Source organism: Vibrio sp. 10N.222.49.C12, from assembly GCF_041475025.1.
Taxonomy (GTDB): domain Bacteria; phylum Pseudomonadota; class Gammaproteobacteria; order Enterobacterales; family Vibrionaceae; genus Vibrio; species Vibrio crassostreae_C.
Window position 1 is genome coordinate 1 of the sequence record NZ_JBFRVF010000005.1, and the last position, 25,917, is coordinate 25,917.

General features: G+C 44.9%; 30 protein-coding genes. 10 read left to right on the forward strand and 20 right to left on the reverse strand.

Annotation, left to right across the window (positions count from 1 at the left end; all coding sequences use genetic code 11):
- Window positions 1–81: 81 nt before the first annotated feature.
- From mgtE to AB4583_RS02480, 12 genes are all read right to left on the reverse strand, one after another.
- A complete protein-coding gene (gene mgtE / locus AB4583_RS02425) occupies window positions 82–1,437 on the reverse strand; it encodes a magnesium transporter (RefSeq protein WP_017058911.1) in 1,356 nt (451 codons plus the stop codon).
- A 148-nt stretch (window positions 1,438–1,585) separates the two neighbouring features.
- Complete coding sequence (locus AB4583_RS02430; RefSeq protein ID WP_008220439.1) at window positions 1,586–1,861, reverse strand: HPr family phosphocarrier protein; 276 nt, start codon at window positions 1,859–1,861, stop codon at window positions 1,586–1,588.
- Between the two features lie 2 nt (window positions 1,862–1,863).
- Window positions 1,864–2,733, reverse strand: a complete 870-nt coding sequence (gene rapZ / locus AB4583_RS02435; protein ID WP_017063735.1) for an RNase adapter RapZ — start codon at window positions 2,731–2,733, stop codon at window positions 1,864–1,866.
- A 1-nt stretch (window position 2,734) separates the two neighbouring features.
- Complete coding sequence (gene ptsN, locus AB4583_RS02440; RefSeq protein ID WP_004738707.1) at window positions 2,735–3,196, reverse strand: PTS IIA-like nitrogen regulatory protein PtsN; 462 nt, start codon at window positions 3,194–3,196, stop codon at window positions 2,735–2,737.
- A 1-nt stretch (window position 3,197) separates the two neighbouring features.
- Window positions 3,198–3,485 (reverse strand): ribosome hibernation promoting factor, encoded by a 288-nt coding sequence (hpf, locus tag AB4583_RS02445; RefSeq protein WP_009847742.1) that lies wholly within the window; start codon window positions 3,483–3,485, stop codon window positions 3,198–3,200.
- A gap of 62 nt (window positions 3,486–3,547) precedes the next feature.
- Window positions 3,548–5,008, reverse strand: coding sequence for an RNA polymerase factor sigma-54 (locus AB4583_RS02450; protein WP_017058913.1), 1,461 nt, complete (start codon window positions 5,006–5,008; stop codon window positions 3,548–3,550).
- Window positions 5,009–5,062: 54 nt separating this feature from the next.
- Entirely contained in the window at window positions 5,063–5,788 is a 726-nt protein-coding gene (gene lptB, locus AB4583_RS02455; protein ID WP_004735304.1) for an LPS export ABC transporter ATP-binding protein, read from the reverse strand.
- Between the two features lie 2 nt (window positions 5,789–5,790).
- Window positions 5,791–6,285, reverse strand: coding sequence for a lipopolysaccharide transport periplasmic protein LptA (gene lptA / locus AB4583_RS02460; RefSeq protein ID WP_017058914.1), 495 nt, complete (start codon window positions 6,283–6,285; stop codon window positions 5,791–5,793).
- Window positions 6,266–6,829 carry an LPS export ABC transporter periplasmic protein LptC gene (lptC, locus tag AB4583_RS02465; protein WP_017058915.1) on the reverse strand — a complete coding sequence of 188 codons (564 nt, stop codon included), beginning with the start codon at window positions 6,827–6,829 and terminating at the stop codon, window positions 6,266–6,268. The genes lptA and lptC overlap by 20 nt, the downstream gene beginning before the upstream one ends.
- Window positions 6,826–7,383, reverse strand: a complete 558-nt coding sequence (gene kdsC, locus AB4583_RS02470) for a 3-deoxy-manno-octulosonate-8-phosphatase KdsC (RefSeq protein WP_372116291.1) — start codon at window positions 7,381–7,383, stop codon at window positions 6,826–6,828. Before kdsC ends, lptC begins: the two co-directional genes overlap by 4 nt.
- On the reverse strand, window positions 7,383–8,354 hold the full coding sequence (kdsD, locus tag AB4583_RS02475; RefSeq protein ID WP_102320272.1) for an arabinose-5-phosphate isomerase KdsD: 972 nt from the start codon (window positions 8,352–8,354) through the stop codon (window positions 7,383–7,385). Before kdsD ends, kdsC begins: the two co-directional genes overlap by 1 nt.
- 34 nt (window positions 8,355–8,388) lie before the next feature.
- On the reverse strand, window positions 8,389–9,357 hold the full coding sequence (locus AB4583_RS02480) for a calcium/sodium antiporter (protein ID WP_017058918.1): 969 nt from the start codon (window positions 9,355–9,357) through the stop codon (window positions 8,389–8,391).
- Window positions 9,358–9,621: 264 nt separating this feature from the next.
- On the opposite strand from AB4583_RS02480, the gene mlaF reads away from it, so the two are divergent.
- From mlaF to AB4583_RS02520, 8 genes are all read left to right on the forward strand, one after another.
- Entirely contained in the window at window positions 9,622–10,416 is a 795-nt protein-coding gene (gene mlaF / locus AB4583_RS02485; RefSeq protein WP_171733232.1) for a phospholipid ABC transporter ATP-binding protein MlaF, read from the forward strand.
- Between the two features lies 1 nt (window position 10,417).
- Entirely contained in the window at window positions 10,418–11,197 is a 780-nt protein-coding gene (gene mlaE, locus AB4583_RS02490) for a lipid asymmetry maintenance ABC transporter permease subunit MlaE (protein ID WP_017058920.1), read from the forward strand.
- 2 nt (window positions 11,198–11,199) lie between these two features.
- Window positions 11,200–11,691 carry an outer membrane lipid asymmetry maintenance protein MlaD gene (mlaD, locus tag AB4583_RS02495; RefSeq protein ID WP_017058921.1) on the forward strand — a complete coding sequence of 164 codons (492 nt, stop codon included), beginning with the start codon at window positions 11,200–11,202 and terminating at the stop codon, window positions 11,689–11,691.
- A 52-nt stretch (window positions 11,692–11,743) separates the two neighbouring features.
- Window positions 11,744–12,373, forward strand: a complete 630-nt coding sequence (locus tag AB4583_RS02500) for an ABC transporter substrate-binding protein (protein ID WP_372116303.1) — start codon at window positions 11,744–11,746, stop codon at window positions 12,371–12,373.
- Window positions 12,373–12,681, forward strand: coding sequence for a lipid asymmetry maintenance protein MlaB (locus tag AB4583_RS02505; protein ID WP_102361390.1), 309 nt, complete (start codon window positions 12,373–12,375; stop codon window positions 12,679–12,681). Before AB4583_RS02500 ends, AB4583_RS02505 begins: the two co-directional genes overlap by 1 nt.
- A 13-nt stretch (window positions 12,682–12,694) precedes the next feature.
- Entirely contained in the window at window positions 12,695–12,949 is a 255-nt protein-coding gene (ibaG, locus tag AB4583_RS02510) for a BolA family iron metabolism protein IbaG (RefSeq protein ID WP_004738686.1), read from the forward strand.
- Between the two features lie 8 nt (window positions 12,950–12,957).
- Entirely contained in the window at window positions 12,958–14,223 is a 1,266-nt protein-coding gene (murA, locus tag AB4583_RS02515) for a UDP-N-acetylglucosamine 1-carboxyvinyltransferase (protein ID WP_017058925.1), read from the forward strand.
- A gap of 152 nt (window positions 14,224–14,375) precedes the next feature.
- Entirely contained in the window at window positions 14,376–15,101 is a 726-nt protein-coding gene (locus tag AB4583_RS02520) for a 1-acylglycerol-3-phosphate O-acyltransferase (RefSeq protein ID WP_017058926.1), read from the forward strand.
- Window positions 15,102–15,225: 124 nt separating this feature from the next.
- Here the strand turns inward: AB4583_RS02520 and AB4583_RS02525 are convergent, their stop codons facing one another.
- From AB4583_RS02525 to arcA, 5 genes are all read right to left on the reverse strand, one after another.
- The gene (locus AB4583_RS02525; protein WP_004735319.1) at window positions 15,226–15,615 is read right to left on the reverse strand and encodes a RidA family protein; all 390 of its coding nucleotides are present in this window, start codon (window positions 15,613–15,615) and stop codon (window positions 15,226–15,228) included.
- Between the two features lie 136 nt (window positions 15,616–15,751).
- Window positions 15,752–16,213 (reverse strand): aspartate carbamoyltransferase regulatory subunit, encoded by a 462-nt coding sequence (pyrI, locus tag AB4583_RS02530; protein ID WP_017058927.1) that lies wholly within the window; start codon window positions 16,211–16,213, stop codon window positions 15,752–15,754.
- A 12-nt stretch (window positions 16,214–16,225) separates the two neighbouring features.
- On the reverse strand, window positions 16,226–17,155 hold the full coding sequence (pyrB, locus tag AB4583_RS02535) for an aspartate carbamoyltransferase (protein WP_012604860.1): 930 nt from the start codon (window positions 17,153–17,155) through the stop codon (window positions 16,226–16,228).
- Between the two features lie 287 nt (window positions 17,156–17,442).
- A complete protein-coding gene (locus AB4583_RS02540; RefSeq protein WP_017066667.1) occupies window positions 17,443–18,447 on the reverse strand; it encodes an ornithine carbamoyltransferase in 1,005 nt (334 codons plus the stop codon).
- A gap of 157 nt (window positions 18,448–18,604) precedes the next feature.
- Window positions 18,605–19,825, reverse strand: coding sequence for an arginine deiminase (gene arcA, locus AB4583_RS02545; RefSeq protein WP_017058929.1), 1,221 nt, complete (start codon window positions 19,823–19,825; stop codon window positions 18,605–18,607).
- A gap of 576 nt (window positions 19,826–20,401) precedes the next feature.
- Between arcA and rraB the strand changes: the two genes are divergently transcribed.
- Both rraB and AB4583_RS02555 read left to right on the forward strand, forming a co-directional pair.
- Window positions 20,402–20,818 carry a ribonuclease E inhibitor RraB gene (gene rraB / locus AB4583_RS02550; RefSeq protein WP_017058930.1) on the forward strand — a complete coding sequence of 139 codons (417 nt, stop codon included), beginning with the start codon at window positions 20,402–20,404 and terminating at the stop codon, window positions 20,816–20,818.
- Between the two features lie 125 nt (window positions 20,819–20,943).
- Window positions 20,944–21,738 (forward strand): glycosyl hydrolase 2 galactose-binding domain-containing protein, encoded by a 795-nt coding sequence (locus tag AB4583_RS02555; RefSeq protein ID WP_017058931.1) that lies wholly within the window; start codon window positions 20,944–20,946, stop codon window positions 21,736–21,738.
- A 49-nt stretch (window positions 21,739–21,787) separates the two neighbouring features.
- Here the strand turns inward: AB4583_RS02555 and AB4583_RS02560 are convergent, their stop codons facing one another.
- The 3 genes from AB4583_RS02560 to AB4583_RS02570 form a co-directional block, all read right to left on the reverse strand.
- Window positions 21,788–22,282 (reverse strand): GNAT family N-acetyltransferase, encoded by a 495-nt coding sequence (locus AB4583_RS02560; protein ID WP_017066666.1) that lies wholly within the window; start codon window positions 22,280–22,282, stop codon window positions 21,788–21,790.
- A 47-nt stretch (window positions 22,283–22,329) separates the two neighbouring features.
- The gene (locus AB4583_RS02565) at window positions 22,330–22,734 is read right to left on the reverse strand and encodes a DUF2061 domain-containing protein (protein ID WP_102320268.1); all 405 of its coding nucleotides are present in this window, start codon (window positions 22,732–22,734) and stop codon (window positions 22,330–22,332) included.
- A 239-nt stretch (window positions 22,735–22,973) separates the two neighbouring features.
- The gene (locus AB4583_RS02570) at window positions 22,974–25,862 is read right to left on the reverse strand and encodes a valine--tRNA ligase (protein ID WP_372116297.1); all 2,889 of its coding nucleotides are present in this window, start codon (window positions 25,860–25,862) and stop codon (window positions 22,974–22,976) included.
- Between the last annotated feature and the right edge of the window lie 55 nt (window positions 25,863–25,917).

Consider the following 25,917-nt stretch of genomic DNA (forward strand, 5'->3'; position numbering starts at 1 on the left):
TCTTAAGTGAACGGCATTAGAGCCGTGGCTCCCTTTTTGTTTTCTGTATTTCGCCAAAAATTGGCTAACTGCTTATGCTAACTAGATCAGTATGGTCGCTAAGCCTAGGAACACCGATAGGCCAATAACATCGGTTACTGTGGTCAGTGCCATACCGCCAGCAAGGGCTGGATCGATATTCATCTTCTTCAACATCACTGGGATAGTTACACCAGCAATACCTGCGACAATCAAGTTGGTCATCATCGCCGCTGAGATGATGCCTCCCAGTATCCAGTTACCTTTCCAAGCTACAACGATACCACCAATGATAACGGCCCATAGAACGCCGTTTAGGAAGCCGATGGCCGCCTCTTTGAGTAGTAGTTCGCGTTTGTTACTGTCACCGATATGACCGAGTGCCAAACCACGAATCACCAGAGCAACGGTTTGGTTACCGGCAACACCACCCATTGAAGGTACGATAGTCATCAGTACTGCAATTGCTGCCATTTGGTCGAGCGTTGCTTCAAACATGTTTGATACAGATGCTGCCGCCAGTGCTGCGAGTACGTTAGCACCAAGCCACACACTACGACGACGAGCAGATTTTACGACCGGTGCGAAGGTATCTTCGTCATCGTCCATACCCGCCATACTCATCATTGAGTGTTCGGCATCTTCACGGATAACATCAACCACGTCATCGATGGTGATACGACCAACAAGGTGCTGGTTACTATCGATGACAGGCGCAGAAACCCAGTTACGACGTTCAAACAGGCTCGCGATATCTGACGCACTGGTTTCTACCGCGATCGCTTCGTCGGCATCATCCATCACTTCTGAAACAGGGACATCAGGTTGAGTCGTTACTAGCGTGGTAAGTGATAGGTTACCGATAAGACGTTCTTCTTCATCAATAACATACAGAGCATCAGTTGCATCCGGCAGTTCGCCACGCATACGCATGTAGCGCAATACAACGTCAACATCGACATCACCACGAATCGTGATTACGTCGGTGTTCATGATCGCACCCGCTGAATCTTCAGGGTACGACAGGGCAGTTTCAACTAATGCACGATCGACGGAGTCCATTTGAGAAAGGACTTCGCGAGAAACATCGTCGGGTAGGCTTCGAAGTACGTACGCGACGTCATCGGTTTCCATACCTTCGGTTGCTTCTGCCAAGGTCTCAGGTGCCATTTTCGACACAAGAGCATCTTTGACGTCTTCGTTTAGTTCATCAAGAATTTCACCGTAGTCTTCAGGATCGGTGAGTTGCCAGAGTACGTCACGACTTTTGCGAGGGGAGGCTTCTAAAAGGTGTGCAATATCTTCAGGCTCCATGTCCTGAAGTTGTCGGCGTACGTGAACAAATCGGCCGTTTTCTAGGGCTTCGCTGACTTCTTGGAGGGTTTGGTGAGCTTGGTCGAATTCTAATTGCTCTGCCATATTTTCCTCCTATCTCATTATTCTTACAATGCTTGGAATAGTAACTTAATTCTAGGGCTTATTTAAATCATAAACTTAGGTAGAACTAAGATTTAATATAGGTTGGTTCACCGTTTGAGTTTGCGGTGTTGTGAGTAAAGCGTCTTAGCTACTCACCCTCATCAAATTTATCTTCGATAAGGTGGCAAACGGCATCAAGTGCTTGTTGTGAATCAGTACCCGAAGCTTGAATCGTGATGTGTTGGCCTTGGGCTGACTCCAGCATCAATAGTCCCATTACGCTGTCTGCGGTGGCACTTTTATCTTCTTCACTATGAATTGTGATAGTGGCATCAAAGCTTTGTGCAAGCTCAACCAACTTTACGGCTGCTCTAGCGTGAAGACCCAAGCGATTTTGGATCAGTACAGTTCGAGTTAATTCCATGGTTAGCCCTGTTGGTGCTTCTCTAGGGAGGCGTGTCTGATTTGAACTTGATGGCCAAGTTGCTCAAAGTACTCACCAATTTTCTGGGTTAGATAAACCGAGCGGTGTTTGCCGCCAGTACAGCCAATCGCGACCGTTAGGTAACTGCGATTGTTCTTCTCTAACATTGGTAACCACTGTTCAACAAAGCCTTGGATCTGTTGCTTGAGTTCCAGAACTTCTGAGTGTTCTTCTAGAAAGGAGTGAATTGGTGCATCTAGCCCGGTTAGTGGTCGTAGTGCAGGTTCCCAGTGAGGGTTCGGCAAAAAGCGAACATCAAACACGTAGTCGGCATCACTTGGCAAGCCATACTTAAAACCGAAAGATTGAAAGACGATGATCAGCTCTTGCTTCTCTTTGCCTTCAACTTTAAATCGAACCTTTTCACTCAATTCGTAGAGGTTGCAGTCACTGCTGTCGATCACAATGCTGGCGTGCTCTGCGAGAGGTGTCAGAAGTGTCTTCTCTAAATCAATCGCTTGCTCAAGAGAGAGCTTTTCTTGGCCAATTGATAAAGGGTGGATTCTGCGGGTTTCGCTGTAGCGCTTAAGGAGTGTCTGCTTGCTGGCATCGAGGAACAATACATCAACATCGATGTTTGTAGCTGACTCGAGTTGCTCGAGCGTGTCGGTGACTAACTGAGGCTCTTTCGGTAGGTTACGTATATCAATACTTACCGCAACGTTTTGGTTGCTTTCGCGTACCGATTCGACAAAGTTGTTGAGCAGGTTTACTGGTAGATTATCGACACAGTAATACCCCAAGTCTTCTAGGACTCGTAACGCAACACTTTTACCGGCCCCTGATTGGCCACTAACCACGATTAATCGCATGTTATTGCTCGCAAGTTGGCACTTGAATCATGATGTCGTAAAGCTCTTGATCGCTCTGAGCATTACGCAGCTGTTTAAGAGTCTGCTTGTCGTTTAGTCGTTCTGCCATACAAGAAAGGGTTTTTAGATGCTCTTTGCATTGTTCGCTAGGAACAAGCAGGGCAAATAGTAGGTCGACAGGACGATTATCAATCGCATCAAATTCGATAGGATCTTGGCATTGCAGTAATACAGCTATCGCTTTATCACTGACATTCATACGAGCATGGGGAATCGCGATACCATTACCAATACCGGTACTGCCCATCTTCTCACGGCTCAACATACACTCAAATAGCTCTGTTGAATCTTGACCGCAGCTCTCAGCTGCTATCTGGCTGATGAGCTCAAGGGCTCTTTTTTTGCTTGTGCATTGGACTGCACTTTTGGTGCAGTCCAATGAAAGTACTTCGCTTAATTGCATGTTAGTGACTACTTAGCTTTTCTTTGTGCTTGTTGAGTTGGCGGACGAGTTTATCAACCAATGAATCAATCGCGGCATACATGCTTTCATCTGTTGCTGTCGCATGGATTTCCCCCTGATTTATATGCAGGGTAGCTTCTGCGATTTGATTGATTTTCTCAACTTTTAAAACAACCTGAACGCTATTGATATGATCAAAGAAGCGCTCAAGTTTGTCGAATTTGGTGTGAACATAGTCTTGCATTGAATCGGTAAGATCAACGTGATGGCCTTGAATATTGATTTGCATAGACTTTCCTTTTCAGTTGGTTGCCTGATCATAGTTGCTAAGTAACTAGCGACTAAATGAGCTTATAGCAGGCGTTTACGCTGACTCGATGGGGCAATGCCCAGAGACTCTCGGTATTTCGCTATGGTACGTCTAGCTACCTGAATTCCTTGGTCAGCCAGTAAAGCAGCAATCTTACTATCACTTAGAGGCTTCGCGGTATTTTCCGCTGCGACAAGCTTCTTGATGAGTGCGCGAATTGCTGTAGATGAACATTCACCGCCATTGTCAGTGCTGACATGGCTTGAGAAAAAGTATTTGAGCTCGAAGATGCCACGTGGCGTATGCATGAATTTTTGAGTCGTCACACGAGAGATCGTGGATTCGTGCATATCAACAGCTAACGCAACATCATTAAGAACCATTGGCTTCATCGCTTCTTCGCCATGTTCGAAGAAATCACGCTGATGTTCAACAATGCATCGCGCAACTTTGAGTAGCGTCTCATTTCGGCTCTCTAGGCTTTTAATTAACCACTTTGCTTCTTGCAAATTTGAGCGGATGTATTGATTGTCGGCGCTGTTGCCTTTACTGCCCAGATCAGCGTACTGCTGATTCACTTTCAACTTAGGCACGCTATCAGGGTTAATGGTCACTAACCATTTGCCAAGGTCTTTGAAGACAGATACATCTGGAACCACATACTCAGTTTCATCCGGAGTAATCTTACTGCCAGGACGAGGGTCCAGCTGTTGAATCAGTTGCAAAACTTCACGTAGTTCTGCTTCTTTCAACTTGGTCTCTTTGATAACCAGTTTGTAATCGCGATTGCCGAGTTGGTCGATATGGCTAGTAAGTACTAACTTAGCTTCGTTAAGCCAAGGCGTATCTTGGGGAAAGGTTGCCAGTTGCAGTAACAAGCAATCTTGCAGGTTGACTGAACCGACACCTAGCGGATCAAACTGCTGAATTCGTTTACGTACCGCTTCAATTTCATCAAGCTCGATCTCTTCATTGTCGAAGTTTTCAAGGATGTCTTCACAAGTTACAGTGAGGTAGCCGTAGTCGTCGATGGCATCGATTAATGCAAAAGCGATGCTTCGGTCGGTGTCAGTGAATGGCGTTAAGTCGAGTTGCCAAAGTAGGTAATCGTGCAGGCTTTGAGTGGTTTCGCCTTGATAAACCGGCATGTCGTCATCAATCGCAATACCCGTGTTACCGGTGTTCGCGCTGTAGACGTCTTCCCAAGTTGTGTCGATTTCTAGTTCGTTGCCAATCTCTGATTTTTCGATTAAATCTGAGCTATCAGGTAAGTCTTGCTCTGTGGCTTCAACAGTTTCTTTTTCGTCACTGCTAGGTTTTTCTTCCGATGTTGGCGTATCTTCATTGCCTTCTTCGACATCGAGTAGTGGGTTAGATTCAAGTGCTTCTTGAATCTCTTGCTGCAAATCTAAAGTAGACAATTGCAACAAACGAATCGCTTGCTGCAATTGAGGAGTCATTGCTAACTGTTGGCCTAGCTTAAGTTGTAATGAGGGTTTCATTCAGTGTGACTTACCTAGTTATTATTCTTAGAACTCTCGATACTCTCTATATAATCATAGACGGAATTGTTCGCCTAGATAAACTTGTTTAACTTGTTCGTTATTGAGAACATCTTCAGGAGTACCCTCAGCGATCAGGTGTCCTTGGCTTACGATGTAAGCTTTTTCACACACGTCTAATGTTTCACGAACGTTGTGGTCGGTAATCAAAACGCCCAAGCCGCGATCACGCAGGTGAACAATGATTTTTTTGATATCGATTACTGAGATCGGGTCAACACCGGCGAATGGTTCATCCAATAGAATGAACTGCGGGTTTGCTGCTAGTGCACGAGCAATCTCTACACGACGACGCTCACCACCCGACAGAGCCATACCATTGCTGGTGCGGATATGTTGGATGTGGAACTCTTCTAGCAGGTCTTCCAGCTTATCTTGGCGTTGTTCGTTGGTCATTTCATCACGGGTTTGTAAAACCGCCATGATGTTGTTCTCTACGGACAACTTACGGAAAATCGATGCTTCTTGAGGCAGGTAACCGATACCAAGACGAGAGCGGCTGTGCATTGGTAAGATACTGATGTCTCGGTCATCAATGCTGATGGTACCTTCATCACGCGCCACCAAACCAACAATCATATAGAAAGATGTGGTTTTACCTGCACCGTTAGGCCCAAGCAGACCGACGATCTGGCCTGACTCTACCTGTAAGCTTACATCGGTAACAACCTTACGTTTACTGTAGGTTTTCGCTAGGTTTTTTGCTTTAAGAACAGCCATCGTTACTTATTCACTTCCGTTGGTTGTAAAACCGTTGACACTCGTTTGTTTTCACCACTGTCAGCGACTAATTTCTGAGAACCGATCTGGTAAGTGATCTTAGAACCGCGAATGATGCTGCCATCTTGAGATAACATCGCATTCTTAGTCATGATCAGTCGGTCGGCAACAAGCTGGTAGTGCAGGTCGTCAGCTTCACCGTAGAGTGTCTTACCGTCGTCAGTAAGCTGAGAGAAGGTTGCTGGCTTACCGAAGCCTTGAATTTCTTCAATCTCACCGTTTACGGCGTTACGAGTAACAATAACCTTATCGGCATTGATATTGATGCTGCCTTGTTTAAGGTTCACATCACCAAGGAAAGTCACTTGGTTACTTTTCATATCCAATTGCTGGCTGTCTGAGTCAATGTAGACAGGTTGCTCACTATCCGAAGACAGAGCATAGACATTAGGTGCCGCAAGGGTCAAAGCGAATAAACTAAGGTGTAAGAGTTTCATATCTACCTTGAACAGAATTAAAGAGGATTGCATTGTTGGTACCGAAGTTACCTTTCATTGCTTGTCCCTCAGTTTCAAAAAATGTACCGATCATATGGACCGGAGTCTCTGAATAAAAATCTCGGCTAGGCAGCTCAACAACCATTTTATCTGTGGTCATTGTATCGAAGCTGGCTTCTGGCAACAGGTTCTTTGCCACGACGTTGTCATAAAACGTGACAACTTGATTCTCATCCATAATCGCGCGATCAGCGGTGACTTGCCATTCAATCGTGTGCCCTTCACGGAATACCGAAAGAACTGGGTTTTGAAAGTGCGTATCGCCAACTACTGAGTAGTGTTCTAAATACGTCGATTCAACCTGATAGCTGCGAATACCGCTTTCGTCGTAGCTAATGTTGTTCAGGCTTTTGCCACTAAACGCGGGCAGCTCCAAATTTGGAGCCACTTGTATCGTTGATGTTTGCTCTTTGTCGTACAAGTAATAGGTCGACCAAGAGGCAATAAATATGAGTATTAAATAGATAATACGAGTAAAACTCATATGCTTAAACCTTTATGCACGTCGAGTTCATTTCTTGCTTGTAAAATAAGGTCGCAAACTTCACGTACCGCACCATGACCACCGTTAATGGTTGTCACGTAGTTTGCTCGCTTTGCAAGTAGCGGGTGACCATCTGCTACACAGACCTTCAAGCCAACTTTTTCCATCACAGGCCAGTCGATCAGATCGTCGCCGATGTAACCTGTGTTTTCAGGATTTACAGAAAGCTTATCGCAAATATCCTGGTATGCCTTAACTTTATCTTCTTGGCCTTGATAAATCAGCTTGATGCCTAGAGCAGTCATTCGATTCTCAACAATTTGAGATTTACGACCAGTGATGATCGCGATTTCAATGCCTGCGTTCATCAGTGATTTAATGCCGTAACCGTCACGAGTGTGAAAGGTTTTCAGCTCTTCACCGTTGTTGCCCATGTAGATGCGACCATCAGAGAAGACACCATCGACATCGCAAATCAGCAGTTTGATCTCTTTTGCAATTGCAAATACATCTGAATTAACAGTGCCGTATAGAGTTTCGACTGTCTGTGTCATTACATTACTCCTGCTTTCAGTAAGTCATGCATGTTTAACGCTCCGACTAATTTACCTTCTTGGCATAACATCAGGCCATTGATGCTCTTCGCTTGCATCAAGTTTAAGCCCTCAACCGCGAGCATGTTTGGCTCGGCTACCGTCGGGTTTAGCGTCATCACATCACCGATCTGCGTGTTATGGATATCAACGCGTTTGTCTAAGATACGGCGTAAATCACCATCGGTAAAAATACCGGCCATTTGGCCATCTTCACCAACGATTGCTGTCATGCCTAAGCCTTTCTGAGATATCTCTAGTAGAGCGTCTCTTACTAGTGCGTCGGGTGCTACAACAGGAAGTGAATCGCCTGTGTGCATGATGTCGTCGAGCTTCAACAGCAGCTGACGACCTAAAGCGCCACCAGGATGAGACAGGGCAAAGTCTTGAGCGGTGAAGCCTCGAGCCTGCAAAAGTGCAACGGCTAATGCATCACCCATGACCAAAGTCGCCGTGGTGCTGGTTGTTGGTGCTAAGCCCAGCGGACAAGCTTCTTCCGGTACTGAAATTTGTAAATGGATATCAGACAGGGTTGCCATGTTTGATGCTGGCTTGCCTGTCATGCTGATGATCTTGATGCTCAGACGCTTTAACACAGGAAATAGGCTGAGGATTTCTCCCGATTCGCCGGAGTTGGATATTGCAATCACAATATCACCAGGTTCGATCATGCCTAAGTCGCCATGCGCCGCTTCGCCTGGGTGAACAAAGAAAGCCGATGTCCCGGTACTTGCCAATGTTGCTGCGATTTTGTTGCCAATGTGGCCTGATTTACCCATGCCCATCACAACGACTTTGCCTTTGTTGTTCAGGATAAGTTCGCAAGCTTTACAAAAATCATCATTAAAATATTGGTCTAATTGAGTGAGACCTGCAACTTCGGTTTCCAAAACTTGTTTTGCAACGCTGCGGTAATCAAATGGCTGAGACATCAAATACTCCAAGTACGGGAAGTTAAATCAACAATTAAGCCGACATGTTCATTAATAGGTAACTTTGGTAGGCCACGAACGTCACAATTAACACGCCGCCTTCAATACGATTCACACTACGAGATTTTCCTAGTGCCATCACAACAAGTAGTAGCGATACGCCTAGCATTACCCAGAAGTCACGACCCATAGCGAACTCGCTCAAGATCGAAGGGTTGAGGATGCCTGGGATCCCCATAACGGCAAGGATATTAAACACATTCGAACCAATGATATTACCCACGGCCATGTCGTCTTCTCCCTTCATCACACCGGCAAGTGATGCTGCAAGTTCAGGTAGGCTGGTACCAACCGCAATGATGGTTAAACCAATTACAAGATCACTCATACCAAAGTATTTTGCGATAACAACCGCGTTATCCACCAGCATATTCGCCGACAAAGGCAGAACGATTAGGCCAATGATCACCCACATTACAGCTTTAGGGTTACTGACACCTTCAGGGATCTCTGACTCTTGCTCTTCAAGAAAGGCGTCGCCATTCTTTTTTTCATTGCGACTGATTTGTAACATGGCAAATAAGAAAGCGGCAAAAAGAACAAACAACAACACGCCTTCATAAAAGCCTAAATGGTTGTCCCAAAGCAGTGCGCCTGCTAATACGGTAACACCTATCATTAATGGAAGTTCACGGCGAATGATACCAGAACTGATAGAGAGCGGCTTAATAAGCGCTGTAATGCCTAAAATCAGTGCGATGTTGGCGATGTTCGAGCCTAAAACATTACCGACAGCCGTATCTGTTTTGCCATCTAGGGCGGCAGTTGCAGAAACCATCATTTCAGGAGCCGAAGATCCCATTGCAAGAATCGTCATGCCGATAACTAATGGTGAGATACCGACATTGCGAGCAAGAGCCGCAGCGCCGTAAACTAGCTTATCTGCACTCCACACCAAAAAACCTAGGCCGATAACGAGAAAAGCAATCGCTTCAAGAAGCATAATGGTTCCTAAAAAAATAATAAAAACGGAGAATTAACCGCTAATTTTGACCTGTTGCTAGATAAAAGGGAAGTCACTCGGCAAATTAATTACCAGTTAGCAGGCAAGAAAGAGAGATCAATAGATAATTTCCTAATGCTTTCAAATCCCTGCATAGATTCCTGTTTAATATGAATTAATTGAACAGTGCTTTTAATTCTAAAGTAGACTCATTATTATTGCAGCCATAATTGGCGTTTTTTAAAGCAAGGAAACAACAAAAATATGTTGAACACTGAGCTTGTGAAAGTTAAGAACCTCAGCTTCTCACGTGGTGAGCGCGTTATCTTTGATGACATCAGTTTAGAGGTGCCTCAAGGCAAGATAACCGCAATCATGGGGCCGTCTGGGATTGGCAAAACGACTTTACTGCGTTTGATTGGTGGGCAACTGCCGCCAGATGAAGGCGAAATTTGGTTTGATGGCGACAATGTCCCTGCATTATCACGTCGAAAGCTGTATCAAGCACGTAAGAAAATGAGCATGCTATTTCAATCGGGTGCGCTTTTTACGGATCTCAATGTCTTTGATAATGTGGCGTTTCCGCTGCGAGAGCACACTGAACTTAATGAAAAATTCATTCGTACCATCGTATTACTTAAGCTTGAAGCGGTAGGATTACGTGGTGCTGCGCAATTGATGCCGAGTGAGTTGTCTGGCGGAATGGCTAGGCGTGCCGCACTGGCGCGCGCAATCGCACTGGATCCAGAACTTATCATGTACGATGAGCCGTTTGTTGGCCAAGATCCCATCACCATGGGCGTATTGGTTGAATTGATACGAAATCTCAATCAAGCCTTGGGCTTAACCTCGATTGTTGTTTCTCACGATGTGCCAGAGGTGATGAGTATTGCTGATTGGGTTTACCTCATGGCAGATAGCAAGATTATTGCCGCTGGAACACCTGATGAGTTGTACAACAATAGCGATCCGAGAGTGCAGCAATTTTTGCAAGGCGAAGCCGATGGTCCAGTACCATTTAGATTCCCTGCGAAGAGCTTAGAAAAGGATTTGTTTTAATATGATTGTTAAAACTATTGCGGGTGTCGGTAAGCGTACACTTGCGAGCTGTGAGTCATTTGGTCGAGCAAGCCTGATGTTATTTGGGGCTTTGTTTGGCATCCCGCGACTAAAAAACTTCCCCTTATTAGTAAAACAACTTTATAGCGTTGGCGTTCAGTCATTGGCTATTATTTTAGTTTCGGGTCTGTTTATCGGCATGGTGCTCAGCCTGCAGGGCTATGTCGTGTTAATTGACTACGGCGCTGAGGGAAACCTTGGTCAAATGGTCGCGCTTTCACTGTTGCGTGAGTTGGGGCCTGTGGTGACTGCGTTATTATTTGCAGGTCGAGCCGGTTCAGCACTCACGGCAGAGATTGGGTTAATGAAGGCAACAGAGCAGATCTCAAGCCTTGAGATGATGGCCGTTGACCCTCTTAAACGCATTATTGCACCACGTCTTTGGGCCGGGCTTATCTCAATGCCATTGCTTGCTATGATTTTTATGGCGGTAGGTATTTGGGGCGGTCAACTGGTTGGTGTTGATTGGAAAGGCATTGATCACGGCAGTTTCTGGTCTGCGATGCAGTCTTCAGTAGAACTTGGCCGAGATATTGGTAACAGCATGATCAAATGTATGGTCTTCGCTATCACCGTAACTTGGATCGCACTTTTCAATGGTTATGACGCAGTACCGACTTCAGAAGGTATCAGTCAGGCAACCACACGCACTGTAGTGCACTCTTCTCTAGCGGTACTAGGGCTAGATTTTGTTCTTACCGCATTGATGTTTGGGAATTAATCATGCAACAAACTCGAAAATTAGAATTATGGGTCGGCACCTTTGTTATTGCCGGAATTTGCGCAATCTTAATCATGATCTTTCAAGTCGCTGACGTAAAAGGCATAGGTTCGAACCATACTTACAATCTAAAAGCGACCTTTGACAACATTGGCAGCCTAAAAGTTCGTTCTCCAGTGAAAGTGGGTGGCGTCGTTGTTGGACGAGTTAAAAGCATTGAGCTTGATACCGAGAGCTACCTTCCTGTCGTTGAACTGTCTATTGACGGGAAGTACTCACAATTTCCAGATACCTCTAGTGCTCAAATTTTAACATCTGGCTTAATTGGTGAGCAGTACATTAGTCTGGTTCCAGGCTTCATTTTTGATGATGAAGAGATGTTGGTCGATGGTGATTCAATTGAAGACACTAAGTCAGCATTGGTACTAGAAGATTTGATTGGCCAAGTGCTGTATAGCGTTGGTGGTTCTAATGACAGCGAAGCTAAGGAATAAGATAATGTTGAAAACTATTAGTTATTTAAAAACTATTGGTTACTTGAAATCAATGTTTATGGCGGCAATGGCGTTGCTTATTTCTACCCAAGCCTTTGCTGCAGAATCGATTGACCGTACTCAGCCTTACCAGATGATGACTCAAGTTGCCGAAGTGGCATTTGAGCGTTTGAAGAGTGAACAAGACAACATCCACCAAGATCCAGAGTTATTGAAGGTCATCGTGGAAGAAGAGTTGATGCCTTATGTGAATGCACAATATGCAGCTCTTAAGTTACTTGGACCAAACTTGAAAAGCGCGGATAGAAAAGACGTGGGCGTGTTTATCGATTCATTCCGTAAATACCTTGTTTCTTCTTATGCCCAAGTGCTGACTCAATACACAGATCAGACGATTGAATTTGGTCCTGAGCCAAAAATCAAAGCAGACAGTCGTATTACCAGCATCAAGGTCGATATCATCGATTCACCACGACCTAACATCAAACTTGAATTTAAGCTTCGCAAAGACAAAAAGTCTGGCGAGTGGAAAGCATTTGATATGGTTGCGGAGGGGATCAGCCTGCTGTCGAGTAAGCAATCAGAGTGGAATACTAAGATTCGTCAAGACGGTATCTTAGCGGTTGCTGACGAGCTAGAGAAACTGGCTGCACAGCCGATTCGCTTTGAGAGTAATAAATAATGAGCCAATCTCAATGGCAAGCGCTAAGCTCTAAAGAGTATCAGCTTCTCGGAGATATTGACCGAGACAGCGTTCCTGCAATCTGGCGTATATTGGAAAAGTGGCAAACAACGGAATCGAGTGTTGAAATTGACCTTAGCCATATAAATCGAGTCGATTCAGCAGGAATGGTGATGCTAATTCACTTATTAGAGCATGCAAAAAATCAAAACTGTCATATAATGCTCAGTTTCGTGCCAGAACAATTACGAACGTTGTTCCAATTGAGCAATATCCAGCCAATGATGGCAGAACACATAAAAAATTAGGCAGGAGCTATTTGTGGACAGCACAAAAGTACAAGAATTATTAGCAGAGGCACTGAACCTTCAAGAAATTATCGTGAAGGGTGAAGGCAGTCATTACGAAGTTGTTGCGGTTGATCCATGTTTTGACGGCATGAATCGAGTTAAGAAGCAGCAACTAATCTACGGCCCACTAATGGAATACATTCAACGCAATGACATCCATGCTCTTTCTATTAAGGCTTTCACGCCGGAAGAGTGGGAACGTGATAAGAAACTGATGTCACTTTAAGGTTTATGATGGAAAAGTTTCGAGTTATTGGATCGGATAAGCCGCTAAGCGGTGAAGTGACGATCTCAGGCGCAAAAAATGCAGCGCTACCTATCTTATTTGCTTCAATTCTTGCTGAAGAGCCAGTGGAAGTAAGTAACGTTCCTCACCTACGTGACATCGATACTACGATGGAACTGCTTAAGCGTTTAGGCGCAAAAGTATCGCGTAATGGTAGTGTTCATGTTGATGGCAGCGAAATTAATGAATTTTGTGCGCCTTACGATTTAGTGAAAACAATGCGTGCTTCTATCTGGGCTTTAGGTCCTCTAGTCGCTCGTTTTGGTGAAGGCCAAGTGTCACTTCCAGGCGGTTGTGCAATTGGTGCTCGACCTGTTGATCTGCATATCCACGGTCTAGAGCAACTAGGTGCGACCATTAAGTTGGAAGATGGTTATGTGAAAGCAAGTGTTGATGGCCGTCTGAAAGGCGCGCACATCGTGATGGATAAAGTAAGTGTGGGTGCCACCATTACTATCATGTGTGCAGCAACGCTAGCGGAAGGAACAACAGTACTCGATAACTCAGCGCGTGAGCCTGAGATTGTTGATACGGCTGACTTCCTAAACAAACTGGGTGCTAAAATTTCTGGCGCAGGTACAGATACGATTACTATCGAAGGCGTTGAACGTCTTGGTGGTGGCCAACACTCTGTGGTTGCTGACCGTATTGAAACAGGTACTTTCCTGGTTGCTGCTGCTGTTTCTGGCGGTAAAGTGGTTTGTCGCAACACCAACGCTCATCTTCTTGAAGCTGCCTTAGCGAAGCTTGAAGAAGCGGGTGCGAAGGTTGAAACGGGCGAAGACTGGATCAGTCTTGATATGACGGGTCGTGAACTGAAAGCGGTGAAAATTGTAACGGCACCTCACCCTGGTTTCCCAACCGACATGCAAGCACAGTTTACTCTGCTTAACATGATGGCGAAGGGCAGTGGTGTTATCACTGAGACTATCTTTGAAAACCGTTTTATGCACATTCCTGAGTTACAGCGAATGGGTGCAAAAGCGGAAATCGAAGGTAACACGGCTATCTGTGGTGAAACGGAAAAACTGAGCGGCGCTCAAGTAATGGCAACGGACCTTCGCGCATCTGCGAGCCTTGTTATTGCTGGCTGTATTGCTCAAGGTGAAACCATCGTTGACCGTATTTATCACATCGATCGTGGCTACGATAAGATTGAAGATAAATTGTCAGCCTTAGGCGCAAACATTACACGATTTAGTGAGTCGAACTAACCTAGGTTAGTGGATTCATGAATCAGTAAGATGAAAACATAAAAGTCGGAACCTTGGTTTCGGCTTTTTTATAGTTGTATTTACCGCGAGTAAATCTATTGCTCATTTTTGCGCGAATAGATGAATCAACTTGGCGGTCGGTGAGGAACAAAATGATAGCAATATTACGTATTTTCGCAGTGGCGATATTTGCGATTCTTATGTTTGTATTTGGTTGTGGTTACTGCCTATTAAGTCCACGCAACCCGAAACACGTATTTACCTTTGGCCGTTATTTCGGTCGCATGTCGAAGATCTTCGGTATGAAGTTAGAGCTTCGCATCCCAGAAGATGCCTACTCTCGCGGCCAACATGTTTATGTGGCGAACCACCAAAACAGCTGGGATCTATTCACGATTTCATCAGCGGTAACGCCAAAAGTGGTAACTGTTGGTAAGAAAAGCCTAGTGTGGATGCCTCTATTTGGTCAGCTTTACTGGTTGACGGGTAACATCCTAATTGACCGTGCTAACCGTAGCAAAGCGGTAGGTACGATTGATCAGGTCGTGACGAGTCTAAAAGAGAGCGATGTTTCAGTTTGGATGTTCCCTGAAGGCACTCGTTCTCGTGGCCGTGGTCTGCTGCCATTCAAAACAGGTGCATTCCATGCTGCGATTGGTGCTGGCTTGCCTATCATCCCTATCGTGTGTAGCTCAACCGGTGGCGTGAAGCTAAACCGTTGGAACAATGGTCACGTGATTGTTGAAATGCTGCCACCAATCAGCACTGAAGGCTACGACAAGTCTAATGTTCGTGAACTGGCTAACCTAGCTCGTGAGCAGATGGCTGCGAAACTTGAAGAGTTAGACAAAGAAGTGGTTGAGCTTAATAAAAAGTAATTATCTAAGCGAAACGATGAACAATAAAAAAGGTTGCCAACGGGGCAACCTTTTTTGTATCTAATAAACACTCAGCATTACGCTAAGTCGTTTATCCGAAGGTGTTTAATCTAGAGATTAAAAGCTATTTGCGAACCGCAATAGCTTCGATCTCGATACCTACATCTTTTGGCAGACGAGCTACTTCAACACATGAACGTGCAGGGTAGTTTGCAACGCCGTGCTCATCGAAGAATTTACCGTAAACTTCGTTTACTGTGCCGAAGTCGTTTAGGTCTTTAACGAATACCGTTAGTTTTACGATGTCTTTTACAGTCAGGCCTGAAGCTTCAACAACCGCTTGAACGTTGTCTAGAGATTGGCGAGCTTGCTCTGCGATATCAGCAGATACTTCACCAGTTGCTGGATTTACTGGGATTTGACCAGAAGTCAGTACCATGTTGCCAAGGTCAACGCCTTGTACGTATGGGCCGATTGCAGCTGGAGCAGATTCTGTGTGAAGTACTTTAGTCATTGGTTTATTCCATCAGTTATTAGATAAAAATCAATTTTCAGTGTGCCTTCAAACTTTGGATAGGTAAAGCGCAAAATACCCCGCACAGGCGAGGTATTTGATAGTTTTTACATTCGCTCTTCTTTGCAGTATGACGTTATCTTTCTGTCACGATCTCGCGAGAGAAGACTTTTTCGCAATACTTACACTTCAATCGAATATCTTCTTTCTTTTCAAAGATCTTAAAGCTGCTTTCAACCGGTTCATTGTGAGTAATACAGTTAGTATTTGGACACTCGAACACATCGTTGATTTGCTCAGGAAGTTCTAGTGGTAGCTTCTTAACTACTTCGTAATCTTCTATTTGGTTCACTGTTGCATGAGGCGCATAAAGTGCCAGCTTGCTCGCCTGTTCTTCTGTGATAAACACATTCTCAATCTTGAGCAGGTCTTTTCCGCCCAGTGCAGAAGACGGTAGATTCAGGCCAATCGTCACGCGCTGATGAGAGTTGTGCATGTCGAACAGTTTTAGCACCTTGATCCCGATATTGGCTGGGATATGGTCAATAACAGTACCGTTTCTGATTGCTTCAACTTTTAATTGAGTCTCTTTAGACATGATATCTCTCCTCTACAGCGTTTCGTTAAGAACAAGGGCTAGCAATGCTTCACGGGCGTAAACACCATTCTCTGCTTGCTGGAAGTAGTAAGCGTAAGGTGTTTTATCGACATCGACAGTAATTTCATCAACGCGAGGAAGAGGGTGCAGAACCTTCAGGTTATCGCGTGCATTTTCCAGCATCGAAGCGGTCAGGATGTATGCGGATTTTATGTGCGCGTATTCTGACTCATCGAAGCGCTCTTTTTGAACTCGAGTCATGTACAAGACATCGAGCTCAGGAATCACATCTTCCATGTCCGTCAATAGTTGGTACTTGATGCCCGCTTCATCAAGCTCTTCGCAAATGTAGTCTGGCATCGCTAGAGCTTCTGGAGCCACGAAGTAGAAACAGATGTTGTCGAACTTCGCTAGTGCTTGAGTCAATGAGTGAACCGTACGGCCGTACTTAAGGTCACCAACGAATGCAACGTTTAGGTTGTCGAGGCGGCCTTGTGTCTCAGCGATAGAGAATAGGTCTAGTAACGTTTGTGTTGGGTGTTGGTTTGCGCCGTCACCTGCGTTAATAACAGGTACACCGTTTGAGAACTCAGAAGCCAGACGCGCTGCGCCTTCTTGAGGGTGACGCATCACGTAAGCGTCAACGTATGAAGAGATAACCTGTACCGAGTCCGCTAGCGTTTCGCCTTTCTTTGCCAAAGAAGTGTTACCACCACTGTCGAAACCAATCACATCACCACCGATGCGTTGAATCGCAGTTTCAAAAGAGAGACGAGTTCGCGTAGAAGGTTCGAAGAAGCAGCTGGCAACAACTTTGTTCTTGATGAGTTCTGGGTTTGGCTCAGCCTTTAGCTGACCTGCCGTTTGAACAATTAATTCTAGCTCTTCACGAGAAAGCTCTGGAATTGAGATGATGTGCTTTTGATAGAGCGAATTCGCCATGATCTTCTTCCCCACAATAATGTATTGGCCATAAAAAAGCCCCCCATAATGGGAGGCTTTAAAAAAGTGCTGAAAAGCAGAATAGACGGCCTGGTAAGCATCTTAGCTTACGAGCAATATTTGGTGTTTTCACAATATTACTATGTGTTTTCACAATATCATTATGTTTTATCACAACATTGCTTGGCGTCATTTTCACTACTCTCAGACAAATTGCCGAGAATTATACGCTTTCAATTTGTGAGCGCAAGCGATTACATCAAGCTTTTGTTTACTTTCAGTATTCGCTATTGACCCAGTGTCGCAACCATCACCGCTTTGATGGTATGCATGCGATTCTCAGCTTCATCAAACACAATTGAGTAATCCGATTCAAAGACTTCATCAGTAACTTCTAAACCGTTCATTCCATACTTATCTGCGACTTGCTGGCCGATCACGGTTTCATTGTTATGGAAAGCGGGTAGGCAGTGCATGAATTTCACTTGAGGATTGCCAGTGAGCTTAATGACATCCATATTCACTTGGTATGGTTTCATTACCGCTACACGTTCGTCCCAAGCTTCAGGGGCCTCGCCCATTGAAACCCAAACATCGGTATAAAGGAAATCACAGCCTTGAACACCTTCAGCAACGTCTTCTGTCAGCGTGATGTTGGCACCTGTGCTTTGCGCGATAGCTTGGCACTCTTCAACAAGCTGCTCTTCTGGCCAGAATGCTTTAGGCGCGACAAGGCGAATATCCATGCCCATCTTCGCGGCTCCGACTAACAGAGAGTTACCCATGTTATTGCGTGCATCGCCTAGGTAAGCAAAGCTGATTTGGTGCAGATGTTTTCCGCGACCATGCTCAAGCATAGTGAGGAAATCAGCCAAAATCTGAGTAGGGTGGAACTCATCGGTTAAACCATTCCAAACCGGCACGCCCGCATAAGCGCCTAAGTCTTCAACGATACTTTGGCCAAAGCCACGATATTCAATGCCATCGTACATGCGTCCCAATACACGCGCCGTATCTTTCATTGATTCTTTTTGACCAATCTGAGAACCAGAAGGGCCAAGGTAAGAGACTTGAGCACCTTGATCAAAGGCGGCCACTTCAAACGCACATCGTGTTCGAGTTGATGCTTTCTCGAAGATCAAAGCAATGTTTTTGCCGTTGAGTTTCTTCTGCTCAGTGCCTGCATACTTAGCTTTTTTTAGGTCAGCAGACAGGTCGAGTAAAAACTGAATCTCTTTAGGAGTAAAGTCGAGAAGTTTTAGAAAGTTACGATTGCGAAGATTAAAGGCCATCTCTCGCTCCTTGCGTATATAGAATCAATGAAGAACTTAGTTAAACATAAAAATGCTATATTTGTGAATATTTATTTTATTAATTTGATAAAAAAGGCCAGTAAATGAATACTGGCCTAGATAAGACTATTGAGTCTGTTTAACTGAGCTCTTTGACTTAGATACCGTCTCTTTCGATAGGGCAACTCATACAGCGCGCGCCGCCACGACCACGGCCTAGCTCGTTGCCAGGAATCGTTAGAACTTCGATACCCGCTTTGTCGTATTTCTCATTGGTGTAAACATTACGCTCATAACCAATCACGGTACCAGGTTTCACTGTCAGTACGTTGTTAGCGTCATTCCACTGTTCACGCTCAGCTTCGTAGTTATCACCGCCGGTAGTGATGATCTTCAGTTGATCAAGGCCTAGTGCGCCTTCAATCGCTGACAGGTAGTTTTCAGCTTTCTCGACACGCATTTCGCCGTTTTCTTTTGGCGTTAAGCGCCAAGTGTCGAGGTCTTTACGAACGATCTCTGGATAGACAGAGAACGTGTCGATATCCATGTGTGTCATCACCGTATCAAGGTGCATACAAGAGCGGTGTTTTGGTAGATCGATCGCAATCACTTCGGTAGCTTGGCCTGATCTAAATAAGCTAGCCGCTAGGTTTTCGACACCTTGTGGTTTAGTACGCTCTGAAATACCAACCAGTACCGCACCTTTACCGATAACCAGTACGTCACCGCCTTCAATGTTAGCGTTGTCGTAGTGAAGGTCTTCATCACCAAAGTACTTAATGAAATCTTGGCCTGCGAACACTGGGTGCCAGCGGTAGATAGCACGCAGGTGGTTCGTTTCACGTTGACGTGCAGGCTTCATCATCGGGTTAAGCGATACACCGCCATAAACCCAGCAAGAAGTATCTCGCGTAAATAGGTGGTTAGGCAGTGGCTCGATAACGAAATCGAGTGGTCGATGCATTTTAGGCAGCATCGATGATGATTTGATAGGAAGCTCAGAGTAGGCCAAGCCACCGAGTAAGATCGTTGCTAGATGCTCATTATCCATTTGAGCAAGGTAGTTTCTTAAGTCACGGGCGAAAGTCGGCCCATAACGGAAATCTGAGATTTGAGTATTCAGCAACCACTCACGAGCCTGAGATACGGCAAGCGTTTCTACTAGCAGGTCATGCAGCAGTAGTACTTCTACGTCTTGGCTGCGCAGCGTTTCTGCAAAGGCATCATGTTCTTCACCAGCGGCTTCAACGGCAAGTACATCATCAAATAGAAGCTCATGACAGTTTGAAGGGGTGAGGTGGGTGAGTGCTCTTTCAGGTCTATTTAGGAGAACTCGTCTCAATTGACCGACTTCGGAGCCAACGTACAGCTTACTCATTTTGCATCCTTACTATTAATCCAGCGTCTATTTATGACAAGCTTGTCCGTAATATGCAAGTTTTGTAGATTGAGTTAATACAAGGTATTTGGGTAATAATTGGTCATAAAACCTGTGATTTTTAAGTTTATACAGATTAAATTCCAACTAACTGGCTATCGAACGGAACAACGTTTTTGAGGATCTATGCTCAATTCGTGGCTTGTTAAAATTGAATTTTGCTTATTAATCGTGATTTTTTATTCACTATTATGCACTTTTTGATAACAAGCTGAGGATTTATGCACCCCAAAAGCGGTTTAGCGTATGCACCTAACGTGACTAATCACGCAAGTTTTATTCAATAAGCCCTAAAGTGGCCACAAAAACGAAATGCTAAAATACGGCGCAGTTAATAAAATGTTGAAAATTTGTTTCTGTGATTTTGATTTCACTTTTGAATTGATATTGGCGCTGCGATCTCGCGATAAACTTACCTTTCTAGGCCTGATCTGGGTGGCTTTTCTGGACGATCCGTGCCATATTTCGTGGCAATCAAATTTGATCTTTTCATAGTCAACACTCTGGAGCAGACACATGTCTCACGAAGATGAATATCTATCAGTAGCGGAATTAATTGAATTTCAAAAGGAAGAGACTCGCGACATCATTACAGCATTAATTGAAGATGGTAGCGATCCTGAAGCTCTATACGATATCGAGCATCACCTATTTGCTGAAGATTTCGATGTGCTTGAGAAAGCGGTTGTTGAAGCATTCAAAATGGGCTTTGAAGTGCTTGAAGCTGAAGAGACAGAAGACGAAGATGGCAATAAGCTACTTTGTTGTGATGCAACGATGCAATGTACTCTGAATGCAGAAGCGATTGATGAGCAAGTTGAGAAGCTTGTAAACCTTGCAGAGAAGTTTGACATTATCTACGACGGTTGGGGCACTTACTACGAAGGTGAAGATGCTATCTACCCAGACGAAGATGATGAAGGCGAAGAGTAATTCTTTCCCAATTTTAAAAAATGCCAGCCTCGAGCTGGCATTTTTTTACCCTCAGAAAAATAAATGTCTTTATATGCATTCATTCATTATAATGCGGTCAAAATTGATCTAGCTCAAGGAATGATATGCGGTTGCTTCTCGATGGTCTTTGGCAAATTTCGCCACTGACGGATCTCTCTATCCCACAAGATGACATCACCTTTCCGGCTCCGTTAAGCTCAAAGCTCCCTGATAGCTTGAGTGAAAGTCAAATTGCAGAGCAAGAGTGGCACCTGATGCACGACATCGAAGTGGATGACGCTATGTTAGCGTGTCCATTTGTTGAGTTAGTGATGGCTGGAGTCGATTATTTTGCTGAAGTTCGACTTAATGGTGTGGCTGTTTTTGATTGTGATGGTAGCCAAGCTGAATACCGTAAAGATATCCGTCCTTATATGCAGTCCGGCCGAAACCGTTTCGAGATCCTTTTCCTTGAAGAAGAGGAGAGCCTATTGCTTGAAGAAGACATGGATGACTCTGTATCTTCACAGGCTATCGCTAAATCTGATTCACGCATCGGGATTTGGCAAGCGCCATACCTGCAGTTCGTTCGAAACGTCAAGCTAGAGCAAGTTGTCACAGAGCAGATCTGGCACCACGGTGGTGGCTGTGAGTTTAAAGTGGATGTTATCTATCAAACGCTAAAGGCGGGGTTAGTATCGGCATCCATCAAGTTTAATGGTATGACTCTCGTGATGCCGATTGATGTACGCGCTGAACATACTGGCGTCGTGTTCCAGGTCGAAGCTCCTATCATTTTTGATATTGAGAATCCTAACCCCAAGTATCTATACCCATTAGAAGTGGTACTTGATGGGCAAGAAGAGAGTTCTTTTGTTGCCTTGAACCCAACTTCTTGCGTCAGTAACTTTCTACGTTAACTCCGTATATTTTAGCGTTATCTTCTTTCGCTATAGCGGCGCATTCTGCTTATAACGACTTGGCCATGACAACCTCACAAGCGTCGTGGCCTGTTTCTCCCCAAGCTGACTCAAGATGCTCAAACCCAAGCTTCTCATAGAGTTTGACCGCAGCACCCAAGCACTTCGTCGTTTCTAAATACATGTGTTGATACCCAAGTTGCTTGGCTTGCTTTAAGCTCAAAGCGACAATTCGCTTGGCTAGGCCATGCCCTCGAGTTTGCGGTAAGAAGTACATCTTTTGTAGCTCACACACATTGGGTTTACCTGCTAGAGGGGCAAAGCCACCGCCTCCGACGATCTTTCCGTTGTGTTCGATAACCCAGTACATTGCATTCGCTTGGCTATAGACAGAGTACATATCGTCGAGTGTTGGATCGGCCACGCCATAACCTTTATCTTCTGTGAGTCCATGCTCAGCCGAAACTTGGCGAATGATTTGTGCGATGCTTGGGTTGTCTTGCGGTGTAATGGGTCTAAGGGTGAACTCAGCAATTTGTTCCATGATCTGCCTATGAAAGGGTCACTAATATGTGACCCAATATATGGTGACTAAGCATGTTGGTGCAAACAGAATTGTTGTTGTGCCATTTGGTCGCCTGATTTACGTAACCAGACTTTCTCGTGGAAGTAGTAAGCAACGGTATTTAAAGTTGGCTCTAGCAAGGCCATCACACCGCCGATGAAAGCATCTCCAGTCAACAAGTAGACCACGGTAAAGGCAACACTAAAATGGATGCTAGCAAAGCTTGCTGTTTTTAATTTGGTCATCCACTGACGAGCTTTAAGCGCTGGAACTTGAGCCCACGCCTTTTCATGAAAATAGAAGGCAACAGTATTGACAGAGGGCTCAATCATAGCGATTAAGCTACCAATTAAGATGTCGCCTGTTAGTACATAAGCGACACTAAATGCGATAGTAAAATGTAATGCAGCAAAGGTTAGTGTCTTTTTCATGATAATTACTCAATCGTTGTGTTGTTTCGATAGGTCTATTATTGAGAATTATTATCATTAAGTATAATGGGAAGTAGAGATTAATTTGATAGATGAAACCTATCAATCAGTGCGGCTAGAGTGAGAATAGAGTGAGAAGCATTGGAATATTGGAATCAGAGGTATAAAAAAAGGCTGGTCACCAAGACCAACCTTTCTATTTAGACCGAGAAGTTTGAAGCCTTCTCGTTCACTCGGTTTTAAAGCGCAGCGATTGTCGCTTTTTGCTCTTCAAGCTTAACAAGGGTTTCCTTGTAGCCTTCAAGCTTTTCACGCTCTTTCGCGATAACTGCTTCTGGTGCTTTAGCAACGAAACCTTCGTTACCTAGCTTACCTTCGATACGTTTAATCTCGCCGTGAGTCTTAGCGACTTCTTTATCTAGACGAGCAAGCTCTGCATCTTTGTCGATAAGACCCGCCATTGGGATCATCAACTCAGATTTGCCAACCAGTTTAGTTGCACAAGCAGGAGTCTCTTCACCATCAGCTAGAACTTTAATATCGTCTAGCTTAGCTAGAGAAGTAAGAACGATCTTGTTCGCTTCGATACGAGCGGCATCTTTCTCATCAGCAACCTTGATCATTACTTCTAAGCCTTGGCTTGGTGCAATGTCGTATTCCGCACGTAGGTTACGGATAGCAGTGATGAAAGTCTTAACCCATTCGATGTCGTCAACGATCTCAGCATTGAAGTTAGCTTCATTAAACTGAGGAAGCGCTTGAGTCATGATAGTTCTTTCTTCTGAATCTGGGCCTTCAACGCCGTCAATAAGCGGAATAACGCTCTGCCAGATCGATTCAGTGATGTAAGGAATAACAGGGTGCGCAAGACGCAGAGTCTTCTCAAGAACTGTGATCAATGTGTAACGAGTCGCTTGTTGTTGAGCTTCAGTACCTTTCCAAAGAACAGGTTTAGTTAGCTCTAAGTACCAGTCACAGAATTGGTTCCAGATGAATTCGTAAAGCGTGTTTGCTGCCATGTCTAGACGGTAGTTGTCTAGGTGAGCATTAAACTCTTTCGCTGCAACTTCAAACTGAGACTCAATCCACTTATCGGCTAGAGAGAATTCCATGTTTGCACGGTCTTCTACAGACAGTGACATGCCACAGTCGTGCTCTTCTGTGTTCATCAGTACGTAACGGCTTGCGTTCCATAGCTTGTTACAAAAGTTACGGTAACCTTCAAGACGCTTCATGTCCCAGTTGATGTCACGGCCAGTTGAAGCCATAGCAGCAAGAGTGAAACGCAGTGCGTCAGTACCGTAGGGTTCGATACCGTTTTCGAATGTTTTACGTGTGTTCTTTTCGATCTTAGCAGCCAGTTTAGGTTGCATCATGTTGCCACAACGCTTCTCTACTAGCTCTTCAAGGCCGATGCCATCAATCATGTCGATTGGGTCAAGTACGTTACCTTTCGACTTAGACATCTTGTCGCCGTTTTCATCACGGATAAGACCCGTCATGTAAACAGTTTTGAAAGGTACTTGAGCCTTGCCATCTTCGTCTTTCACGAAGTGCATGGTCATCATGATCATACGAGCAACCCAGAAGAAGATAATATCAAAACCAGATACTAGTACTTCAGATGGGTGGAATGTTTTCAGTGCTTCAGTATCTTCAGGCCAGCCTTGTGTGCCGAACGTCCAAAGTGCAGAAGAGAACCAAGTATCCAGTACGTCGTCGTCTTGCTTAAGCACAACAACAGGCGCTAGGTTGTTCTTTTCACGAACTTCTTCTTCAGTGCGACCTACGTAAACTTTACCATCGTTGTCGTACCATGCTGGGATACGATGTCCCCACCAAAGTTGACGAGAGATACACCAGTCTTGCACGTCACGCATCCACGCGAAGTACATGTTTTCGTACTGCTTAGGTACGAATTGGATTTGACCATCTTCAACCGCTTTAACTGCAGGTTCTGCAAGAGGTGCTGTGCGCACGTACCATTGGTCAGTCAGCATTGGTTCGATAACCACGCCACCACGGTCGCCGTAAGGGACAGTCAGGTCGTGATCTTTGATCTCTTCAAGAAGACCAAGCTCATCGAATTCAGCAACGATAGCTTTACGTGCAGCAAAACGCTCCATGCCTTGGTACTTAGCAGGGATATCTGTTGAGTAAACATCGCATTCTTCGCCGTTCGTTGTGAAGACTTCCGCAGCATCACGGATATCAGCGTTGAACGTTAGGATGTTGATCATCGGTAGGTTGTTGCGCTTACCCACTTCGTAATCGTTAAAGTCATGAGCTGGAGTGATCTTCACACAACCCGTGCCTTTTTCCATGTCTGCGTGCTCATCGCCTACGATAGGGATAAGACGGTTTACAACAGGAAGTAGGATTTCTTTGCCGATAAGATCTTTGTAACGAGGATCTTCTGGGTTAACTGCAACACCAGTATCGCCAAGCATGGTTTCTGGACGTGTAGTCGCAACAACGATGTAGTCTTTACCATCAGCCGTTTTAACACCGTTCGCTAGCGGGTAGCGGAAGTGCCACATGAAACCTTTTTTGTCTTTGTTTTCAACTTCAAGATCCGAGATTGCAGTGTGCAGTTTAGGATCCCAGTTTACTAGACGTTTACCACGGTAGATTAGGTCTTCTTCGTATAGACGAACAAACACTTCTTGAGTCGCAGCCGATAGGCCGTCATCCATAGTGAATCGTTCACGATCCCAATCTACAGATGCACCAAGACGACGAAGTTGTTGAGTGATCGTGCCACCTGATTCGCCTTTCCATTCCCAGATCTTGTCGATGAAAGCTTCACGGCCGTAGTCGTGTTTTGTTTTGCCTTCTTCGGCAGCAATCTTACGCTCAACAACCATTTGAGTTGCGATACCAGCGTGGTCAGTACCCACTTGCCAAAGCGTGTTTTTGCCTTTCATACGTTGAGCACGGATAAGCGTATCCATGATCGTATCTTGGAACGCGTGACCCATGTGTAGGCTGCCAGTGACGTTCGGTGGCGGGATCATGATGCTGTAAGCTTCTTTTGATGTGTCACCGTGTGGCTTAAAGTAGCCTTTCTCTTCCCAAGTCTTATACAGAGCTTGTTCGATTGATGTTGGGTTGTATGTCTTTTCCATAGTGCTCTTAAACGGATACTGTGAATGGTTAATCGTGGTCAAACTTCATAAGTGA